The 16,962-nt window shown below is 42.8% G+C and carries 16 protein-coding genes and 1 pseudogene; 12 read left to right on the forward strand and 5 right to left on the reverse strand.

The features are described from left to right. Positions 1–37 precede the first annotated feature (37 nt). Together FFL34_RS12470 and FFL34_RS12475 are read right to left on the reverse strand one after the other, a co-directional pair. Positions 38–1,240, reverse strand: a complete 1,203-nt coding sequence (locus tag FFL34_RS12470) for an acyl-CoA dehydrogenase family protein (RefSeq protein WP_138603718.1) — start codon at positions 1,238–1,240, stop codon at positions 38–40. A gap of 80 nt (positions 1,241–1,320) precedes the next feature. Continuing rightward, on the reverse strand, positions 1,321–2,478 hold the full coding sequence (locus tag FFL34_RS12475; RefSeq protein ID WP_138603719.1) for a CaiB/BaiF CoA transferase family protein: 1,158 nt from the start codon (positions 2,476–2,478) through the stop codon (positions 1,321–1,323). 467 nt (positions 2,479–2,945) lie between these two features. Between FFL34_RS12475 and FFL34_RS12480 the strand changes: the two genes are divergently transcribed. Further along, positions 2,946–3,299 carry a hypothetical protein gene (locus FFL34_RS12480; protein ID WP_138603720.1) on the forward strand — a complete coding sequence of 118 codons (354 nt, stop codon included), beginning with the start codon at positions 2,946–2,948 and terminating at the stop codon, positions 3,297–3,299. Here the strand turns inward: FFL34_RS12480 and mreBH are convergent. Next, complete coding sequence (mreBH, locus tag FFL34_RS12485; protein ID WP_138603721.1) at positions 3,279–4,286, reverse strand: rod-share determining protein MreBH; 1,008 nt, start codon at positions 4,284–4,286, stop codon at positions 3,279–3,281. The genes FFL34_RS12480 and mreBH overlap by 21 nt on opposite strands. A gap of 456 nt (positions 4,287–4,742) precedes the next feature. Here mreBH and FFL34_RS12490 point away from each other — a divergent pair, with 456 nt between their 5' ends. Beyond that, positions 4,743–5,534 (forward strand): CAP domain-containing protein, encoded by a 792-nt coding sequence (locus FFL34_RS12490; RefSeq protein ID WP_138603722.1) that lies wholly within the window; start codon positions 4,743–4,745, stop codon positions 5,532–5,534. Between the two features lie 32 nt (positions 5,535–5,566). Here FFL34_RS12490 and FFL34_RS12495 read toward each other — a convergent pair whose 3' ends face one another. Then, on the reverse strand, positions 5,567–6,736 hold the full coding sequence (locus tag FFL34_RS12495) for an MFS transporter (protein ID WP_138603723.1): 1,170 nt from the start codon (positions 6,734–6,736) through the stop codon (positions 5,567–5,569). Between the two features lie 375 nt (positions 6,737–7,111). On the opposite strand from FFL34_RS12495, the gene FFL34_RS12500 reads away from it, so the two are divergent. The 8 genes and pseudogenes from FFL34_RS12500 to aceA all read left to right on the forward strand — a co-directional run bounded on the left by FFL34_RS12500 (position 7,112) and on the right by aceA (position 12,790). After that, a complete protein-coding gene (locus FFL34_RS12500; RefSeq protein WP_138603724.1) occupies positions 7,112–8,107 on the forward strand; it encodes a glutaminase in 996 nt (331 codons plus the stop codon). Positions 8,108–8,178: 71 nt separating this feature from the next. Next, complete coding sequence (locus FFL34_RS12505; protein ID WP_138603725.1) at positions 8,179–8,844, forward strand: SOS response-associated peptidase; 666 nt, start codon at positions 8,179–8,181, stop codon at positions 8,842–8,844. A gap of 82 nt (positions 8,845–8,926) precedes the next feature. Further along, the gene (locus FFL34_RS12510) at positions 8,927–9,397 is read left to right on the forward strand and encodes a low molecular weight protein-tyrosine-phosphatase (protein ID WP_138603726.1); all 471 of its coding nucleotides are present in this window, start codon (positions 8,927–8,929) and stop codon (positions 9,395–9,397) included. A 19-nt stretch (positions 9,398–9,416) separates the two neighbouring features. Further along, positions 9,417–9,713 (forward strand): YtxH domain-containing protein, encoded by a 297-nt coding sequence (locus tag FFL34_RS12515; RefSeq protein WP_138603727.1) that lies wholly within the window; start codon positions 9,417–9,419, stop codon positions 9,711–9,713. Positions 9,714–9,742: 29 nt separating this feature from the next. Then, positions 9,743–10,563: pseudogene (locus tag FFL34_RS12520) on the forward strand (YihY/virulence factor BrkB family protein). A 612-nt stretch (positions 10,564–11,175) separates the two neighbouring features. Next, entirely contained in the window at positions 11,176–11,307 is a 132-nt protein-coding gene (locus FFL34_RS18675) for a hypothetical protein (protein ID WP_234031567.1), read from the forward strand. Further along, positions 11,256–11,510, forward strand: coding sequence for a hypothetical protein (locus FFL34_RS12530; protein ID WP_171046222.1), 255 nt, complete (start codon positions 11,256–11,258; stop codon positions 11,508–11,510). Before FFL34_RS18675 ends, FFL34_RS12530 begins: the two co-directional genes overlap by 52 nt. Beyond that, positions 11,510–12,790, forward strand: coding sequence for an isocitrate lyase (gene aceA, locus FFL34_RS12535; RefSeq protein WP_138603729.1), 1,281 nt, complete (start codon positions 11,510–11,512; stop codon positions 12,788–12,790). Before FFL34_RS12530 ends, aceA begins: the two co-directional genes overlap by 1 nt. An 84-nt stretch (positions 12,791–12,874) precedes the next feature. Here the strand turns inward: aceA and FFL34_RS12540 are convergent, their stop codons facing one another. After that, entirely contained in the window at positions 12,875–14,812 is a 1,938-nt protein-coding gene (locus tag FFL34_RS12540; protein ID WP_138603730.1) for a heavy metal translocating P-type ATPase, read from the reverse strand. A 362-nt stretch (positions 14,813–15,174) separates the two neighbouring features. On the opposite strand from FFL34_RS12540, the gene FFL34_RS12545 reads away from it, so the two are divergent. Both FFL34_RS12545 and FFL34_RS12550 read left to right on the forward strand, forming a co-directional pair. Next, positions 15,175–16,041, forward strand: a complete 867-nt coding sequence (locus FFL34_RS12545) for a transporter substrate-binding domain-containing protein (RefSeq protein ID WP_138603731.1) — start codon at positions 15,175–15,177, stop codon at positions 16,039–16,041. A gap of 3 nt (positions 16,042–16,044) precedes the next feature. Further along, on the forward strand, positions 16,045–16,728 hold the full coding sequence (locus tag FFL34_RS12550; protein WP_138603732.1) for an amino acid ABC transporter permease: 684 nt from the start codon (positions 16,045–16,047) through the stop codon (positions 16,726–16,728). The last annotated feature ends 234 nt before the right edge of the window (positions 16,729–16,962 follow it).

The following is a 16,962-nucleotide window of genomic DNA, read 5'->3' on the forward strand; positions in this document are numbered from 1 at the left end:
ATTACATAATTTAAGATCGGCAACTTTTTGAATAAGTTTATACTTTGGCATGATTTCCTTCCCACGTCGGGAGCATTTTGTTTAATGGTTTATCCTGACGATAGCCTAGTGCATAGTCCGCTTGCATAAGGGTGTGAATTTCTCTGGTTCCTTCGTAAATAACCGGGGCTTTGGAGTTTCGTAAATAGCGTTCGACCGGGTATTCATCGGAATAACCATATGCACCGTGGATCTGAACGGCGTCATCGGCAGCTTTATTAGCGAAATCACATGCCTGCCATTTAGCCATCGACGTTTCTTCGGTATTGCGTTTTCCTTCGTTCTTCAGCTCACCGGCACGGTACACAAGCAGGCTGCTCATTTCCAGACCGGCTTTCATGTTGGCAATCATGCGCTGAACCAGTTGATGCTGGCCGATTGGCTTGCCGAATGTTTCTCGTTCATGCGCGTATTTAAGACTTGCTTCCAAACATGCTCGAATTTGACCGACAGCACCTGCAGCAACCGTGAAACGCCCATTGTCGAGGGCAGACATGGCAATTTTGAACCCTTCACCTTCGTCACCAAGCAAGTTTTCTTTCGGAACTTTTACATTGTCAAAAAAGATTTCACCCGTGTTGCCCGAACGAATGCCGAGTTTGCCTTTGGTTGCTTTGGAGTCAAAGCCTTCCCATTCCCGTTCGACGATAAATGCGGAAATGCCTTTGTGACGTTTTTGCTTATCCGTGTAGGCGAACACTAAGAAATGGTCGGCCGTATCACACAGCGAGATCCATGCTTTGGACCCATTTAGAATATAATGGTCGCCCTGTTTGACGGCTGTGGATTGCAAGGAAGTGACATCCGAACCGGCGGCAGGCTCCGTCAGTCCATAAGCACCGAATTTTTCTCCTTTTGCCTGGGGGACGAGATATTTTTGCTTCTGCTCCTCTGTTCCCCATTGCAGCAATGTCATGCTATTCAGTCCTGTATGCACGGAAACGGCTGTCCGGAAGGCGGTGTCCCCACGCTCCAGTTCCTCGCAAACAATGGCCAATGAATTATAGTCCATACCACTTCCACCATATTCTTCCGGAATGCAGACGCCCATCAGCCCCAGGTCGGCAAGCTTCTTATTTATGGATGGGTCGTATTGGCCTTGTCGGTCCCACTCAGCAATATATGGTAAGATTTCGTTATCAACAAAGTTTCTAACGGTTGTCCGCAACATATCCTGTTCTTCTGAAAAATGAAAGTTCACGTGATCAACTCCTAATATAATGGGTAAAATTTTCTCACAGCTAGGAATCTACCTGCTCATGCAAAAAAACGGAATGTTCCTCAACTATCATTGATTATACCAAGCTTTTTTAATAATTCTTCATTGTGTTCACCGGCATCCGGCGGGTGGTTTGTCGTTTGCACCGGGGTCCGCGAAAGTTTCAGCGGACTGCCAATCATACGAATGTCGCCAGCGGTTGGGTGTTCAGTATCAACAAACATATCCCGTTCGTTCAGCTGCGGATCATTGGCAACTTCATCAACAGTCTGGATTGGTCCGCATGGAATATTATTTTGCTCGCATTGCTTTTGCCAATAGGCAGTAGGCTTGGTTGAAAAAACCGCCTGAAGCAGTGGGATTAACGTATCTCGATTGGCCACACGATCCGGGTTTGTCCGGAACCGTTCATCTGATGCATATTCAGGCTTACCTAAAATTTTGCATAAATTTCGGAACTGATTATCATTCCCCACCGCAATGACCATTTCGCCATCCATGGTGGAAAACGTCTGGTACGGGACAATATTGGCGTGCTGGTTTCCAAGTGCTTCCGGAATTTTCCCGGCCATCAGGTAGTTGCTGCCAACGTTTACGAGGGCGCTGACGGCTGAATCATATAAGGATAGGTCAAGCTTTTGTCCTTTGCCGGAATGCATCCGTTCCAAGAGTGCACCCTGAATGCCAACACAAGCATACAAGCCGGTCAAAATATCCGTGATGGCTACCCCGACTTTTTGCGGTCCTGATTCGCTGTCCCCAGTAATGCTCATCAGCCCGCTCATTGCCTGGATGATAAAGTCATAGCCAGGCATGTCTTTGTATGGACCTGTTTCCCCGAAGCCTGTAATCGAGCAGTAGACCAGGCCAGGATTAATTTCGGATAGTGTTTCATAATCAAGTCCAAGCCGCTGCATGGTTCCCGTTTTGAAATTATTAATGATGACATCACTTTCACGTACAAGACTTTTAATTGCTTCATGGCCTTCCTCGGATTTTAAATCAAGGGTGATGCTTTTCTTATTACGGTTCGCACACAGATAGTAAGCACTAACGCCATTTTGAAATGGGGGACCCCATTTTCGTGTCTCATCACTGCCGCCCGGCGCTTCTACCTTAATTACTTCTGCGCCAAGGTCACCCAGAATCATGGTGCAGTACGGACCGGCTAGAACTCTGGACAGATCGAGAATTCGGATGTTTTCGAGTGCTCCGGTCATTTCTTCACTCCTTTCCAACGAAAAAATAAGCCACTCCAAAAAAACGACAGTGTACCTGTAGCAGTAGAGAAGACTCACTGCATAAGTGAAACCAAGGTAATCGCCTGCATCTAAAAGGCTTGGCGCTTACCAAGTTTTCTTACTGTTCGTCTATTTGAACTGGCTTTTATCTGCTGGGACAGAACTGGAATAGAACTGTAAACAGATTAAACAGTTATCATTTGTTAAAAAAGGTAATTGAAGGTTGCTGAATGCTTGCACAGCAACCTCTGCCTTGGAAGAATAGGATATCATGCGTTCTAGCGTGGAAGCGCTTCAACATGATTGATATTATTATATACTATTCTGAAATATTTGTAAACCTATTTTTATAATTTTATGGAAATGGATATTCCATGGGGTTGTGAAGGAGGATGTTGGCCCGATGATGGAGCTTATTTTGGCAAATAGGGTCTGTAAGATGAAGTTTGAGGAGGACGAGTAACAACTCAGGGGTAAACATCGACGGATTAGGAGTGGATATCAACGGATTAGAGGTGAATATCGACGGATTAGGTAGTAACATCGACGGATTAGAAGTGAACATCAACGGATTAGAGGTGGATATCAACGGATTAGAAGTGGATATCAACGGATTAGGGAGGAACATCAACGGATTAGGAGCGAACATCAACGGATTAGGAGCAAACATCAACGGATTAGGTAGGAATATCGACGGATTAGAGGCGAACAGCCCGGGTGCCTTGCCATGGGATAGAAAAAACCGCGCATATAAACTAGGAGCGCGGTTTTACTTCTTGTTATTTTGCGGCTTTTTGTAGCTTGGAAATCATCTTAAGTGACCGACCAGTTCCGATGGCTACCGATTCAAGCGGGTTTGGTGCCAGATGAACCGGAACGAATAATTCGTCTGATAGCCAGTCTTTTAATCCGTTCAACAGTGCTCCGCCGCCGGTCAGCACGATGCCGTGATCAACAATGTCACCACTCAACTCAGGTGGGCAGTTTTCCAGCGTTAAGCGTATCGTCTCGATAATTTGGTCGAGTGATTCTTTTAAAGCGGTGTACACTTCTTTCGATGAAACAGTGACTGTTTGCGGCAAGCCTGAGACCATATCCCGACCACGAACCTCCATTGTTTCTTCTACATGATTTTCATCAGCATGTCCAATTTCCATTTTAATGTTTTCTGCAGTGCGTTCACCTATTAAAATGTTGTATTTTTTGCGGATGAAGTTGACGATCTCTTCGTCCATTTTGTCGCCGCCGGTGCGAACGGAATTACAAGAGACAACGCCACCAAAAGAAATGATTCCGACTTCGGATGTACCCCCGCCGATATCCACCGTGACATTGGCCACTGGCTCGTCAACCGGCAAATCGGCGCCAATTGCTGATGCGATTGGTTCCTCAATCAGATGGACATGTTTAGCACCGTAACTGCTAACGGCATTGTGGATTGCGCGCCGTTCCACCGTTGTACTTCCTGATGGGGTACAGACAACGACGGTCGGTTTGCGCATGGACATCCCGATGGTTTTGCTAACTTTTTTCAAAAATTCTTTCAGCATCTGTGCAGTAACATCATAGTCGGCAATTACACCGTCTTTCAATGGACGGATTGGTACAATGTTTTGCGGGGTTTTGCCGACCATTTCTTTTGCCTCTGCACCTACAGCGACGACATTTTTTGTATTTAAATCTATGGCGACAACGGAAGGCTCGTTCAGAACAACCCCTTTTGTTTTGGAATATATCAATATATTTGCGGTGCCCAGGTCAATTCCGATTTCTGCTGTTGATAACATGGTATGTTCCTCCAATGATGATATATTAAAATCTATAAAAAAGAATCAATGTAAAATATTAATGTTGTAATAAGAAACAAATTTGTTTGATAACATTTCTCTAGTATACCACAATTTGCGAGTGTCAATAAACGACAAAAAACATGCTCTTCTTATGTATTTTGGCCTTTATTATAGGGGATTGCAAGTAACATTTTGGTTACATATTCTTACTTTGTGTAACAAAAGAAGCACTTCCTGAGGGTTGTCAATATATATTTTCATGAAAATTATTCCACCTTATAATAAAAATACCAACTTTTACAGTGTGAAAACAAAAAGAATCCCTGTAATGACGCTGATTTTATAGTAACGATATTCATGCTGCCCAGCTGTTGGAAGCACCTGCCAAAAATATTACAAAAAAAGCATGGTACGATAAGGTCGTACAAAAAACAACGGGAGAGGTGGCAACACATGTATAACAAATTGATAGTAGGATCTATGACCGCAGCGTTATTATTTGGCGGAGCGTTTCAAACTGCTGCATCAGCCAGCACATCCGATTCACAAAATCAGTCTTATCAGCAAAAAGTCTACTATTCTATTAATGGGGATAGCCGGACTGAATTTTCATCCGATCGATTCACTAATTATTTAAATAAACATTTTCCACAAGTCAGCTGGAACCGGGATGGTCAAAAGGAAAGCAACGAACACGAAGACAAGGATCAGCCGAAGCAAGATAAGTCGGAGCAACAGCAAGCACCTTCAGACGAACAAACAACAAACAAACAAGAACAACCAAAAGAACAGCCTGAAGCCCAAACACCAGCAGAACAACAACCGGTTGAACAGCAAAAGCAACAAGCGTCATCACAATCACAGCAGCTAAATGAATTCGAACAGCAAGTGGTTGAACTCACTAACCAGGAGCGGACAGCACGTGGACTGGAGCCGCTTAAAGTAGATGCTGAACTGAGCAAAGTAGCACGGGAAAAATCACGTGATATGGCAACAAGTAACTACTTTTCACATAATAGCCCGAACTATGGTTCACCATTTGATATGATGAAACAATTTGGTATTTCCTATTCTACAGCCGGAGAAAATATAGCTAAAGGTCAACGCACACCGCAACAGGTTGTAGAAGCATGGATGAATAGTGAAGGACACCGCAAAAATATTCTAAAACCAGAATTTACGCATATTGGTGTTGGTTATGTGGAACAAGGCAACCACTGGACCCAGCAGTTTATCGGAAAATAGTAATATCAAAAAAGGACTGATCAAACGTTTGATCAGTCCTTTAATTTTTGCATTTTTTTTGGTTGTCGTTGACCGTAGATGGAAATGATTGCGGCCCCTATGGAAAATAAAATAAATAACCCGCCGACGGTTTCATTTTGTTCAACAGATCCGTGCTCAATGACAACACCTCCAACCAAGGAACCAAACGCGATCCCGAGATGAAGGGCGGAGTTATTCAGACTTTGCTGTATGTCCGATGTTTCCGGTGATAAGTTAATCAGGTAGCTTTGTGTTGCTGGTGCCAATGTCCAGCTTATGATTCCCCATATAACCAGAATAACTAAAAATACCGGCATGGCAAATGTTGCGTGCGGTATGATCAACATGACTGCAGCGAATAGTATCGTTGTCAGCATGATGGTACGTTTCGGGCCAAATGTGTCGGATAAGTACCCACCAACACCACCGCCACTTACCGCCGCAATTCCGAAGATCATGTAAATAACACTAACCCAGGTTCCATCAACACCTAAGATCGTTTTAGCAAACGGGGTTAAATAAGCATAAAGTGTAGTGTGACCTGCCAGAAAGAAAAATGTGATGGCTTGTCCAAATAATATTCTCCGGTTTTTTAGCGTCGCCAGCTGTTCCTTGATGGGGCTGGATGGCTTAGGATCGACTTTTTCCATTAAGAACATGACGCCGATCATAGAAAGGACAGTTAACACAATAATTAGTATAAATGGGGAACGCCATCCAAAAGCATTGCCTAACATAAGACCAATTGGAAGACCGAGCACGATGGATGCACTGACCCCCATCGACACAATCCCGATTGCCCGTCCGCGGTATTTTGGTTGTACAATGGAAGGAGCGATTGTCAGACATAAAATAATCAAGAGTGCCCCGCTTAATGCTGAAATAACCCTGCCGATAAACACAACCGTATACGTCGGGCTGAACACAGTCACCAAATTTCCCACTAGAAAGACAGCAAGTGAAATAAGTGTCAGTTGTTTCCGTTCGATTCCTGCTGTAAGTATCAATAAAATCGGCGCCCCGACTGCAAAAATTAGGGAAAAGATGGTGATTAGAAAACCGACCTGGCCGAGGCCGACATGCAGGTCATTTGCGATTAAATCCAATATCCCGCCGATGATTAATTCAACCATACCAACAACGAATGCAACAATCATTAAAAAATAAACTCGTTTATTCATGTTATGACGCCCTTCTTAGCAAAAAGTTTATTTTTGAACAACTTTTGCTCAAGACTTAATCGTACCTCTGATTCTTTTAAAAAACAAGTGGAAAATGATTACTAACCGGGCACTATTTACAATGGTTTTTTTAACAGGATAAGAAACTATAAAACTTAGCGATATGACTTTTACTTGCGAGGTTAAGCCACGTCCGGCTCCAGGATTGTGATTAAAATTCTCACAATGTAATGAAGAAATATGTCAAGTGACTGTTTTCAGCCCAAGTACATGGAATGAGTTCGAAAAGGAATATTATCGAATATAAATCAGTGAAGCAAATCATGCAGAAAATCCTCTGTAGAAAGGCATACTACTATAAGAAGGGGTGATAGAATGGTACAAGGAATAGCCAACTGGAATACAGGTCAGACACAGGAATGGCTGCAAAAATACGTTGATGATTGGGTTGCTTTTTACCGGAAGCATACTAATGACGGTGAGGTTGCATCGTATATTCCTGTTTTACAGCAAGCAGATCCGAATGACTTGGGGATTTCAATCATCGGCAGAAACGGTATGTCCATTCGTTCTGGTGATACGGAAATTCCGTTTACGCTACAGAGTATTTCCAAAGTGCTTAGTTTTATTGTCGCGTGCATGGAGCGTGGCATTTCCTATATGCTGGACAGAGTTGACGTGGAGCCTTCGGGTGAAGCCTTTAACTCGATTATGCATCTGGAGATGAGGCAAGTGGAGAAACCATTTAACCCGTTGATCAATGCCGGAGCAATAACGGTAGCATCCATTTTGCCGGGGAAAACATCAGACAAACGACTGGAGCCTATGTTTCAATTGCTTGAAAAAATATTGGGATACCGACCTGATTTGAATGTTGATGTTTATGAGTCAGAGCGTGATTCATCGATGCGTAACAGGGCAATTGGTTATTATTTACTGGAAGTCGGCTTTTTGGAATCAGATCTAAATATTACACTGGAAACGTACTTTAAACAATGCTCAATTGAAGTAACGATTGACGACCTGGCCAGGATAGGAATGGTCCTTGCCAATGATGGAATGGATACGAAAACAGGGGAGGAAATTATACCGAGACAAGTGGCGCGGATTACAAAGGTACTCATGCTGACTTGCGGAATGTATGATGCGTCGGGAAAATTTGCTACCTATGTTGGCATTCCGGCCAAAAGTGGAGTTTCGGGCGGGATTGTTGCAGCCGTACCACCAAGGGTAAGAGATGAAATTATGCCATTTACGGACGGATGTGGAATCGGTGTTTATGGACCGGCTCTAGGGGATAAAGGTAATAGTATTGCCGGTATTCGTTTACTTCGGCATATTGCGAATCAGTGGGACTTAAGTATCTTTTAAAAGATTAGTTTGTTTGTTCGTAACTGGAACAACGATAAATGGAAATTATTTGTTAGGGGAGGAGAGAAGTTATGTGTGGACGATATACGCTACTAGCGGACGAGGCGGAGATTTTACGGGAATTCGACATACCCTGCCCCATTGACGGATACCAGCCAAGCTATAATATTGCCCCGGGTCAGCAGATACTGGCGATTATTAACGATGGTAAGGAAAAACGTGCCGGGTATTTAAGCTGGGGCCTTGTTCCGTCATGGGCAAGCGATGAAAAAGTCGGATATAAAATGATCAATGCCCGCAGTGAGACAGCCCATGAGAAGCCAAGTTTCAAACGTTTAATGGCTCGTAAACGCTGTCTGATTGTGGCTGACAGTTTTTATGAATGGCAGCGTTACGGAGATCAAAAGCAGCCAAAACGCATTCGGCTTGCTGATCGTGAATTGTTTGCCTTTGCTGGTCTGTGGGATAAATGGGAGTTTAAGGGTAAGAAACTTTTTACTTGTACAATCCTAACAAAAGCGGCAAATGATTTTATGGAGGATATTCATCATCGGATGCCAATCATTTTACCAAAGGATCGAGAGGATGCGTGGATAACAGCAGATAAGCAGACGCCCGAAGAAGCACATCGCTTTTTGGAAACACTGAAAATAGAGCGTATGCAAGCGTATGATGTAGCAAGTTACGTAAATTCAGCAAAAAATAATGATGCTAAATGTATTGCTCCGATTGTCTAATCATCATGGAATAGTGGAATTTATAGACGCCAGCGATTATAATGACATTATACAAAGACTGATTGGAGCAGGAGTTGAATAGATGATACGTGTGTTATTTATTTGCCTTGGGAACATTTGTCGGTCCCCGATGGCAGAGGCCATTTTCCGGGATTTGGTGAAAAAAGATGGTTTATCTGATAGAATTGTGGTGGATTCAGCCGGAATTGGTTCGTGGCATAGTGGAGAAGGGCCGCATGAAGGAACAAGAAGTATACTTGACAGACAGCGTATTCCTTATGACGGAATGACATCCAGGCAAATACATAAGCAAGATTTTTTTGATTTTAATTATTTGATTGCCATGGATGATCAGAATGTGCGCGCATTACAGGAGATGGAGGCTGAAAAGGAAGGTGTTACGCTTGCCAAGTTGATGGATTTTGTCGATGAGGTGGAAGAGAAGAATGTTCCGGATCCATACTTCACGGGAAACTTCGATTACACGTATGAATTGGTTTCAAAAGGCTGTAGCCAATTGTTAAACTACATCAGGAAAACAAACAACATATAACATCAAAGGAGCGATAGCTATGGGTAAACGAAAATTGTGCTTGGGAATAGTCGTTGGATCTATTGTAGGAGGTCTTCTTTCTTTGCTTGATCGTGAAGCGAGAAGCTATGCAAAAGGTAAATGGTCAGATGTAAAAAGCGGGTCATCATACTATGTGAAACGTCCATCAGAAGCAGTGCAGGCTGTGAAAGATGTATGCAATCAATTTAATGAACAAGTGACAACAGGTGCTGACAATGCGATGAATGCACTTGAACAAGTGGAGCATACATTGAGCCAGTTTACAGGCAATGAACCGGAAAAACTCGAAAAATAACTGTTGAGCAAACTTGAGAGGTTGATAAGATGTGGGAGGAAAGCAAGCAATTCGTTAAACATTTGTATCGGCGTGCAATTGACGACGACATTTTTGGTTTAGGCGCTCAACTTGCCTATTTTCTTTTGCTTTCCTTGTTCCCATTCCTATTGTTTATCATGACGCTGGTTGGATATTTACCATTGGAAGCGCAGGATATAACCGGATTTATTGAACGATATGCCCCCGGTGAAATACCGGAGTTAATCAATCAGAATGTCAGTGAACTGGTTGATAACCAAAATGGGCAGTTGTTATCCATTGGAATCATTGGTACGTTGTGGGCGGCATCCAACGGTATTAATGCGATTATGCGAGGGTTTAACCGGGCCTACGATGTGGACGAGGATCGGTCATTTATTGTGACGCGTCTGATTGCGATTGTATTGACACTTGCCATGGTTCTCGTCATTTGCATGGCGTTTCTCTTGCCTGTTTTTGGGAAAATGATCGGTGTATATATCTTTACTTTTTTCGGTGCTTCCGAGGCATTCTTAAGTGTATGGAATGCATTGCGCTGGGTGGCTTCATCAGTAGTTATTTTTATTGTATTAGTGGCACTGTATAAAATGGCACCCAATAAACACATGTTTTTAAAAATGTTATATGGGGAGCAATGTTTGCAACGGTTGGCTGGCAGCTTGCTTCACTGGCTTTTTCCTTCTACGTTAATTCCATGGGCAACTATTCAGCAACATATGGGAGCCTAGGGACTGTCATTATTTTGATGATTTGGTTTTACTTAACCGGTGTCATTATCATGATTGGCGGTGTCATTAATGCCACGCTAAGAAAACGCAATATAACCTAATCACGAAAAAAGCTGTCACGCGTATGTGGCAGCTTTTTTTATGTCGTCATTTTCTAGGCGAGTAAAAAACATTATCAAAATCACCTTCTAACTCAGAAGTCTGCGTATGAACGTCTTGCTTTTTATTCATAAAATTTATTTCAGATAACCAAAAATTCCCCTTATCAAAATTTTTTAAAAAAGGGGTTGCATTTTTGTTTTATATCCCATAAACTGTACTATAACAAATAAATAAACATGTAACTGTTATACAAAAGAAAGGAGGAATAAGATGATAATGACAATGGCAACTTGTCCTGATTGCGGGGGAGAGGTAAACAATCAGTATATACAGGAATGTGATTATTGTTTGTCAAAGAAAGAGGATTAATTTTTTTGTATATGTTGTTATATAACAATAATTTTAATATTCAACAGTATTACAACAGAGGGGGTGAAGGGATTCGGGAGTCTATATGTTAACTAAAAATGATTAAGTTCATGTGCGTAGGGATTTGTGGAAACAGTATGATGAGGTTTTACTGCAGCATTTGAGATGGATGAAATCTAATATGAATTTCATGATCATCTGCCGGCCGCAAATGTGGCCGATGGAATTATATATTTAGTTATATCAAGAAATTCCAGCATCATTCCAACGTTCTTTTTCCTGATCGGGCGACGGTAACAATGAATGTTGCCGTGAGGATCTTTTGGAAGTTCCTTCAGGTAAGATTACGGAGCAAGCATGGTATACAAATATGACAGCGGGCATCCAACATATTGCATCGTGGCTTGATGGACGTGACGTTACTAGGGAGCTAGTTGAAAGCCTGATTGATAAAGAGATGGGGTCTCTGTATTCGGAAGTGGCTGCATTGTTCCGTCACTTGGTTAGTGAGGAAAAGTTTGCGGAATTTTTGACATTGCCGGCGTATGATCAATTAATAAAAGGGGGAAATGAATAATGGATAAACAAACGCGTATGGAAAGAATCAAAAATGAATGGGAAAACAATTTACGGTGGGTTGGTGTGGAAAGACCATATAGCGCAGAAGATGTCATTCGTTTGCGTGGATCGATTGATATTGAGTACACACTCGCTAAAAAAGGTGCACAAAAGCTGTGGCATCTCATGAAAAATGAAAACTATGTTAATGCGCTTGGAGCATTGACTGGTAATCAAGCTGTTCAACAGGTGAAAGCAGGTTTAAAAGCTATTTATCTGAGTGGTTGGCAGGTTGCCGCAGATGCTAACCTTGCCGGGCAAATGTATCCTGATCAAAGTCTTTATCCGGCCAACAGTGTCCCTGAGGTTGTCAAACGGATCAATAAGGCATTGCAGCGGGCCGATCAGATTCATTATGCTGAAGGGGACGATAGTATCGATTGGTTCGCTCCGATTGTCGCTGATGCAGAAGCTGGTTTTGGTGGGCAGTTAAATGTGTTCGAGTTAATGAAAGCGATGATTGAGGCAGGTGCATCAGCAGTACACTTTGAGGATCAGCTGTCATCAGAAAAGAAGTGTGGCCATTTAGGCGGAAAAGTCTTGCTACCGACACAAACATCGGTCCGTAATTTGATTTCAGCTCGTTTAGCGGCAGATGTGATGGGAACACCAACAATTATTATAGCTAGAACTGATGCCAATGCGGCAGACATGATCACCAGTAATGTCGATCCATACGATGAACCTTTCTTGACTGGTGAGCGTACGTCAGAAGGATTTTTCCGTACGAAAGCCGGAATCGACCAGGCAATCGCACGCGGTTTGGCTTATGCGCCGTATGCGGATATGCTTTGGTGTGAAACTTCCGAGCCTGACCTGGATGAAGCGCGAAAATTCGCTAATGCCATTCATGAAAAATATCCGGATAAAATGCTGGCTTATAATTGCTCCCCATCATTTAACTGGAAGCGTAAATTAACTGAGCAAGAAATGAAAGATTTCCAGAAAAAACTGGGTGAAATGGGTTATAAATTCCAGTTTGTCACACTTGCAGGTTTCCATGCGGTGAATCATAGCATGTTTGATCTTGCGAGAAAATACAAAGATGATGGTATGGCAGCGTATTCGGAATTGCAGCAGGCAGAATTCGCAAGTGAAGCGTTCGGTTACAGTGCAACACGTCATCAGCGGGAAGTTGGTACAGGTTACTTTGATGAAGTTGCTTCTATCATTTCTGGAGGAACATCGTCCACAGGTGCCTTGGCGGGATCAACAGAGACTGAACAATTTTCTGGTTGATTATGTTGGGAAGTACAATATAACAACACTGTATGCCTGAGTAGCGTACAAGGGAAGCAGTAGGGCACTCATATTATGGGTGCCCTACGCTTTTAATAACCGGAGACCGTTCAATATAACTAGAATGGTGCTTCCTTCGTGTCCGACAACACCTAATGGCAAATCTAATAACTGGGTGAAGTTAGAAATGATGAGTACACCGATGATAGCCAGCGAAAAGACAATATTTTGTTTAATAACCCGGTTCATTCGCTCGGAAAGGTTCATAGCGTTAGTGATTTTCGGAAGTTCGTTCTTCATTAGAACAACATCCGCTGTTTCAAGTGCTACATCTGTACCTTCTCCCATGGCTATGCCTAAATCAGCAGCCGCTAGTGCCGGAGCATCATTGATACCATCGCCGACCATGGCAACATGTTCATGTTGTTGGCGCAACTGTTTTAGGTAATCTACTTTTTCTTCCGGCAGGCACTCGGCAACGAATTCATCAACACCTGCTTCCTTTGCGATAGCATTGGCCGTCTGCTTATTATCACCTGTGAGCATGATCGTATGAATGCCTTGTTTCTTCAATGCGCTAATGGTCTTTTTCGTATCTTTCCGGATGGTATCTTTTAAGGCGTACATGGCAACAATGGTATCTTTTGCTTTCACAAAAATGATTGTTTTTCCCTCGTCGGCTAGTTGATCTGCTGCGCCATCATGGAAGACAGCTGCTTTTTCCGCTCCGACAAAAGATGCTTTACCGATTTCCCATTTGACACCGTCTATTGATGCTGTAAGTCCATTGCCGCTTACGGTTTTAACTTCGGTGACAGGAATAGCTGAAAAGTCATGTGCTGCATGTTTACTGGCATATGCTGTCATGGCTAGTGCCAGTGGATGGGTAGATTCTTTTTCAATAGCTCCCGCTGCAGCAATAATGTAATCATGATCTGTACCGGGAAGTGTGATGACATCAGTGACTTTTGGTTTGCCGTTCGTCAGTGTTCCGGTTTTATCGAAAGCAACCGCGTTCATATTGCTAAGGTTTTCCACATGAACGCCACCTTTAAACAATACGCCTTTTTTAGCGCTGCTTGATATAGCAGATAGTGTAGCAGGCATGATGGAGGCGACAAGTGCACAAGGTGATGCTACCACCAATAGAATCATCGCCCGGTAGATACTTTCAGAAAGGGACCACCCGAAAACAATCGTTGGCAAAAACATCATGATGGCGACAACAGCTAACACGACTTTCACATACGTCCCTTCAAACCGCTCAATAAATAATTGGGATGGAGATTTTTCATCCTGTGCATCATGAACGAGTTGAATAATCTTCTGGAACAGGGTTTCACTGGAAGGTTTCGTGATTTTAACGGTAATTGACCCGTCAAGCGCCACTGTACCGGCAAAAACATCATTATCGTTAGCCTTGTTGACCGGAACAGATTCTCCAGTAATAGCACTTTCATCAACTGAGGTGCTTCCTTTAACAATCATACCATCAGCTGGAATTCGCTCGCCTGCCCGGACAAAGATGTGGTCACCTACTTCTAACGCGGAAACAGGAACAAGCTCCTCTTCACCATCAGTTAGTTTCATCGCTTCTTCCGGCTGCAACTTCATCAAGGAAGATATCTCCCGACTGCTTTTGTTCATCGTATACGTTTCAAGTGCACCAGATAGCGCAAAGATGAATATAAGAATTGCGCCCTCCGTCCAGTAGCCGATAGCTGCCGCACCGATTGCAGCAATGATCATCAGCAATTCCACATTCAGATCTTTATTTTTAATCGTTTCCTGGATTCCTTCTTTCGCTTTGGCATAGCCACCGACTGTAAACGCGGTTAAATGAAGTATAACCCACCATACAGGTGACAAAAAACCTTCAAGCGACCAAGCAATCAGGATAATAAGTCCACTGACAAGTGCCGCAATTAATTCACTATGTTCATAGACTTTATGAAGCATAACAGCGCGTTTTTGTGTTTTTTTTGCATTAGTCTGTTTTAAGGCTTGTAAATCAGCCCCCATTTTCACTCCCCCTAATCTAATTGATAATAATAATCATTTGTAGTTATTAAGCATATTTCATAATAGCCCTCATATAGCCATTCATCACTTAAATTAAAATAATTATAATCTAATATCTTTTTTAATAATAACGTTGTTTTGCAGAAATGTCAATGAAAAATCTGTTAAATCAGCTAATGACTAATACAGCAATTTACCCCTTATATAACTATTAAAGATCCCGCGCTTCAAGATCACTTAGTTGGTTTTAATCTATTATGTTAAAACAGTCATTCATAAAATTGAAATAAAGGAAGCTTACTGTTATAATCAATGTTGATTTTTTGATATAACACAATGAGGAAGAGAGGAGCTGAGCACGTATGGTTATTAATCGGATGACTGTAGCCATGCTGTTAGTCATGATATTCGCTCTGAGTGCGTGTGGTAACAATGATGTAGAGAGCGGAGACGAGGGGAGTGGAAACAAGAAATGGAATGAAATCCAGGATGCCGGTGAACTAGTTGTCGGTACACCGGGTACACTTATTGCTTCTTCGTACTATGAAGGGGAAGGTAAGGAAAAGGAACAGCTAACAGGTTACGAAGTGGAAGTGATGCGGGAAATCGGCAAAAGACTGGATTTGGATATTAATTTTGAAATTATCGGCTTTGACAGTGTCCTCGCCGCTGTTAAAAACGGCAGAATTGACATCGCTGGTATGGGCATAACCGACAAGCGTAAAAAGAAATTTAATTTCAGTGACCCGTTTAAATATTCGTATACTACTATGGTCGTTAGGGAAGAAGACTATTCCGGTATACATAAACTTGAGGATTTAGAAGGTAAAAAAGCAGGTGGAGCAGCCTCGACTGTTTACAGTGAAATCGCCCGTAAATTCGGAGCTGAAGTGAAAACGTATGGAAATGCGCCAAATGAAGCATATCTCCGTGATGTGAATAATGGCAGAACCGATGTGGTTATCAATGATTACTATCTTTCCAAATTTGGCGTTGCGGCATTTCCACAATTTGATATCATGCTTCATCCAGAGTTAAAATTTCACCCTACAAGAAAAGGTATCGTAATGCAGGACGGGGCCGATCAACTGACGAGGGAGATAAACAGCGCGCTTGCGGAGCTGAGAGAAGATGGCACCCTAACGAAATTAGCCAAAAAGTTCTACAAGGAAGATGCCTCCATAAAGCCTGAAGGTGATATTCGGGAAATCGATGGGTTGGACTTCTAAGGTATGAATGGGTTTGATTTTAGCAAGATTTTTGATGTGAAACTTGCCTGGGAAAGCTTGCCGTTCATACTCAAAGGGCTTCCGGCAACGATTGGTGTTGCGGTGGCTGGAATGGCGCTTGGTATGGTATTGGGTTTGTTTCTTGCTCTAGCCCGTGACTCGAAACAAATCATTTTAAGGTGGCCTGCGCGCATGTACATTTCATTTATGCGGGGAACGCCACTACTTGTGTTTCTGTTTATTTTATATTTTGGGTTTCCCAATGTAGGGATTGAACTAGGGGCAATCACCGCAGCGTCTCTTGGATTTGGATTGAATAGTGCTGCCTATATTGCGGAAATTGATCGTTCATCGCTGAATAGTATTGATCATGGCCAATGGGAATCAGCTAAAGCATTGAACTTAGGGTACTGGAAAACGTTGTGGGTGATTATTTTGCCGCAAGCCGCACGAATCGCCATTCCTCCACTGACCAATGTGTTTATGGACATTGTGAAGGCAACATCGCTGGCGGCGGTTATTACTGTTCCGGAGTTGTTTCAGCGGACGCAGATAGTCGTCGGTAGGGAATTTGATGCCATGACATTATATATATTAGTTGCTTTGATCTATTGGCCGGTGTGTATATGTATTTCCTTTATACAGGATCGGATGGAGGCAAAATATAGCAGGTACACTACGCATTAACGGGCTGTAATCCCCCACCTCTAAACGCGGGTGAACTACACTTTTGAAGGTGGGGAATAAACAACCCGGCCGATATGCTCGCCAAGCCACCCCCTGGCAAAAAGGTTATTTTTTATACACAAAAAATATATAATGCGACGTAAGTGCTAGGTTGATTTCCGTTCCAGCCAGTCGCTTTCCGCGGGCAACGCTTCAGCTTCCTCGGAAGAAAACCGCTTCCTGCGGGATCTTCAG

This window comes from Lentibacillus cibarius, from assembly GCF_005887555.1.
GTDB classification, from domain to species: Bacteria; Bacillota; Bacilli; order Bacillales; family Amphibacillaceae; genus Lentibacillus; species Lentibacillus cibarius.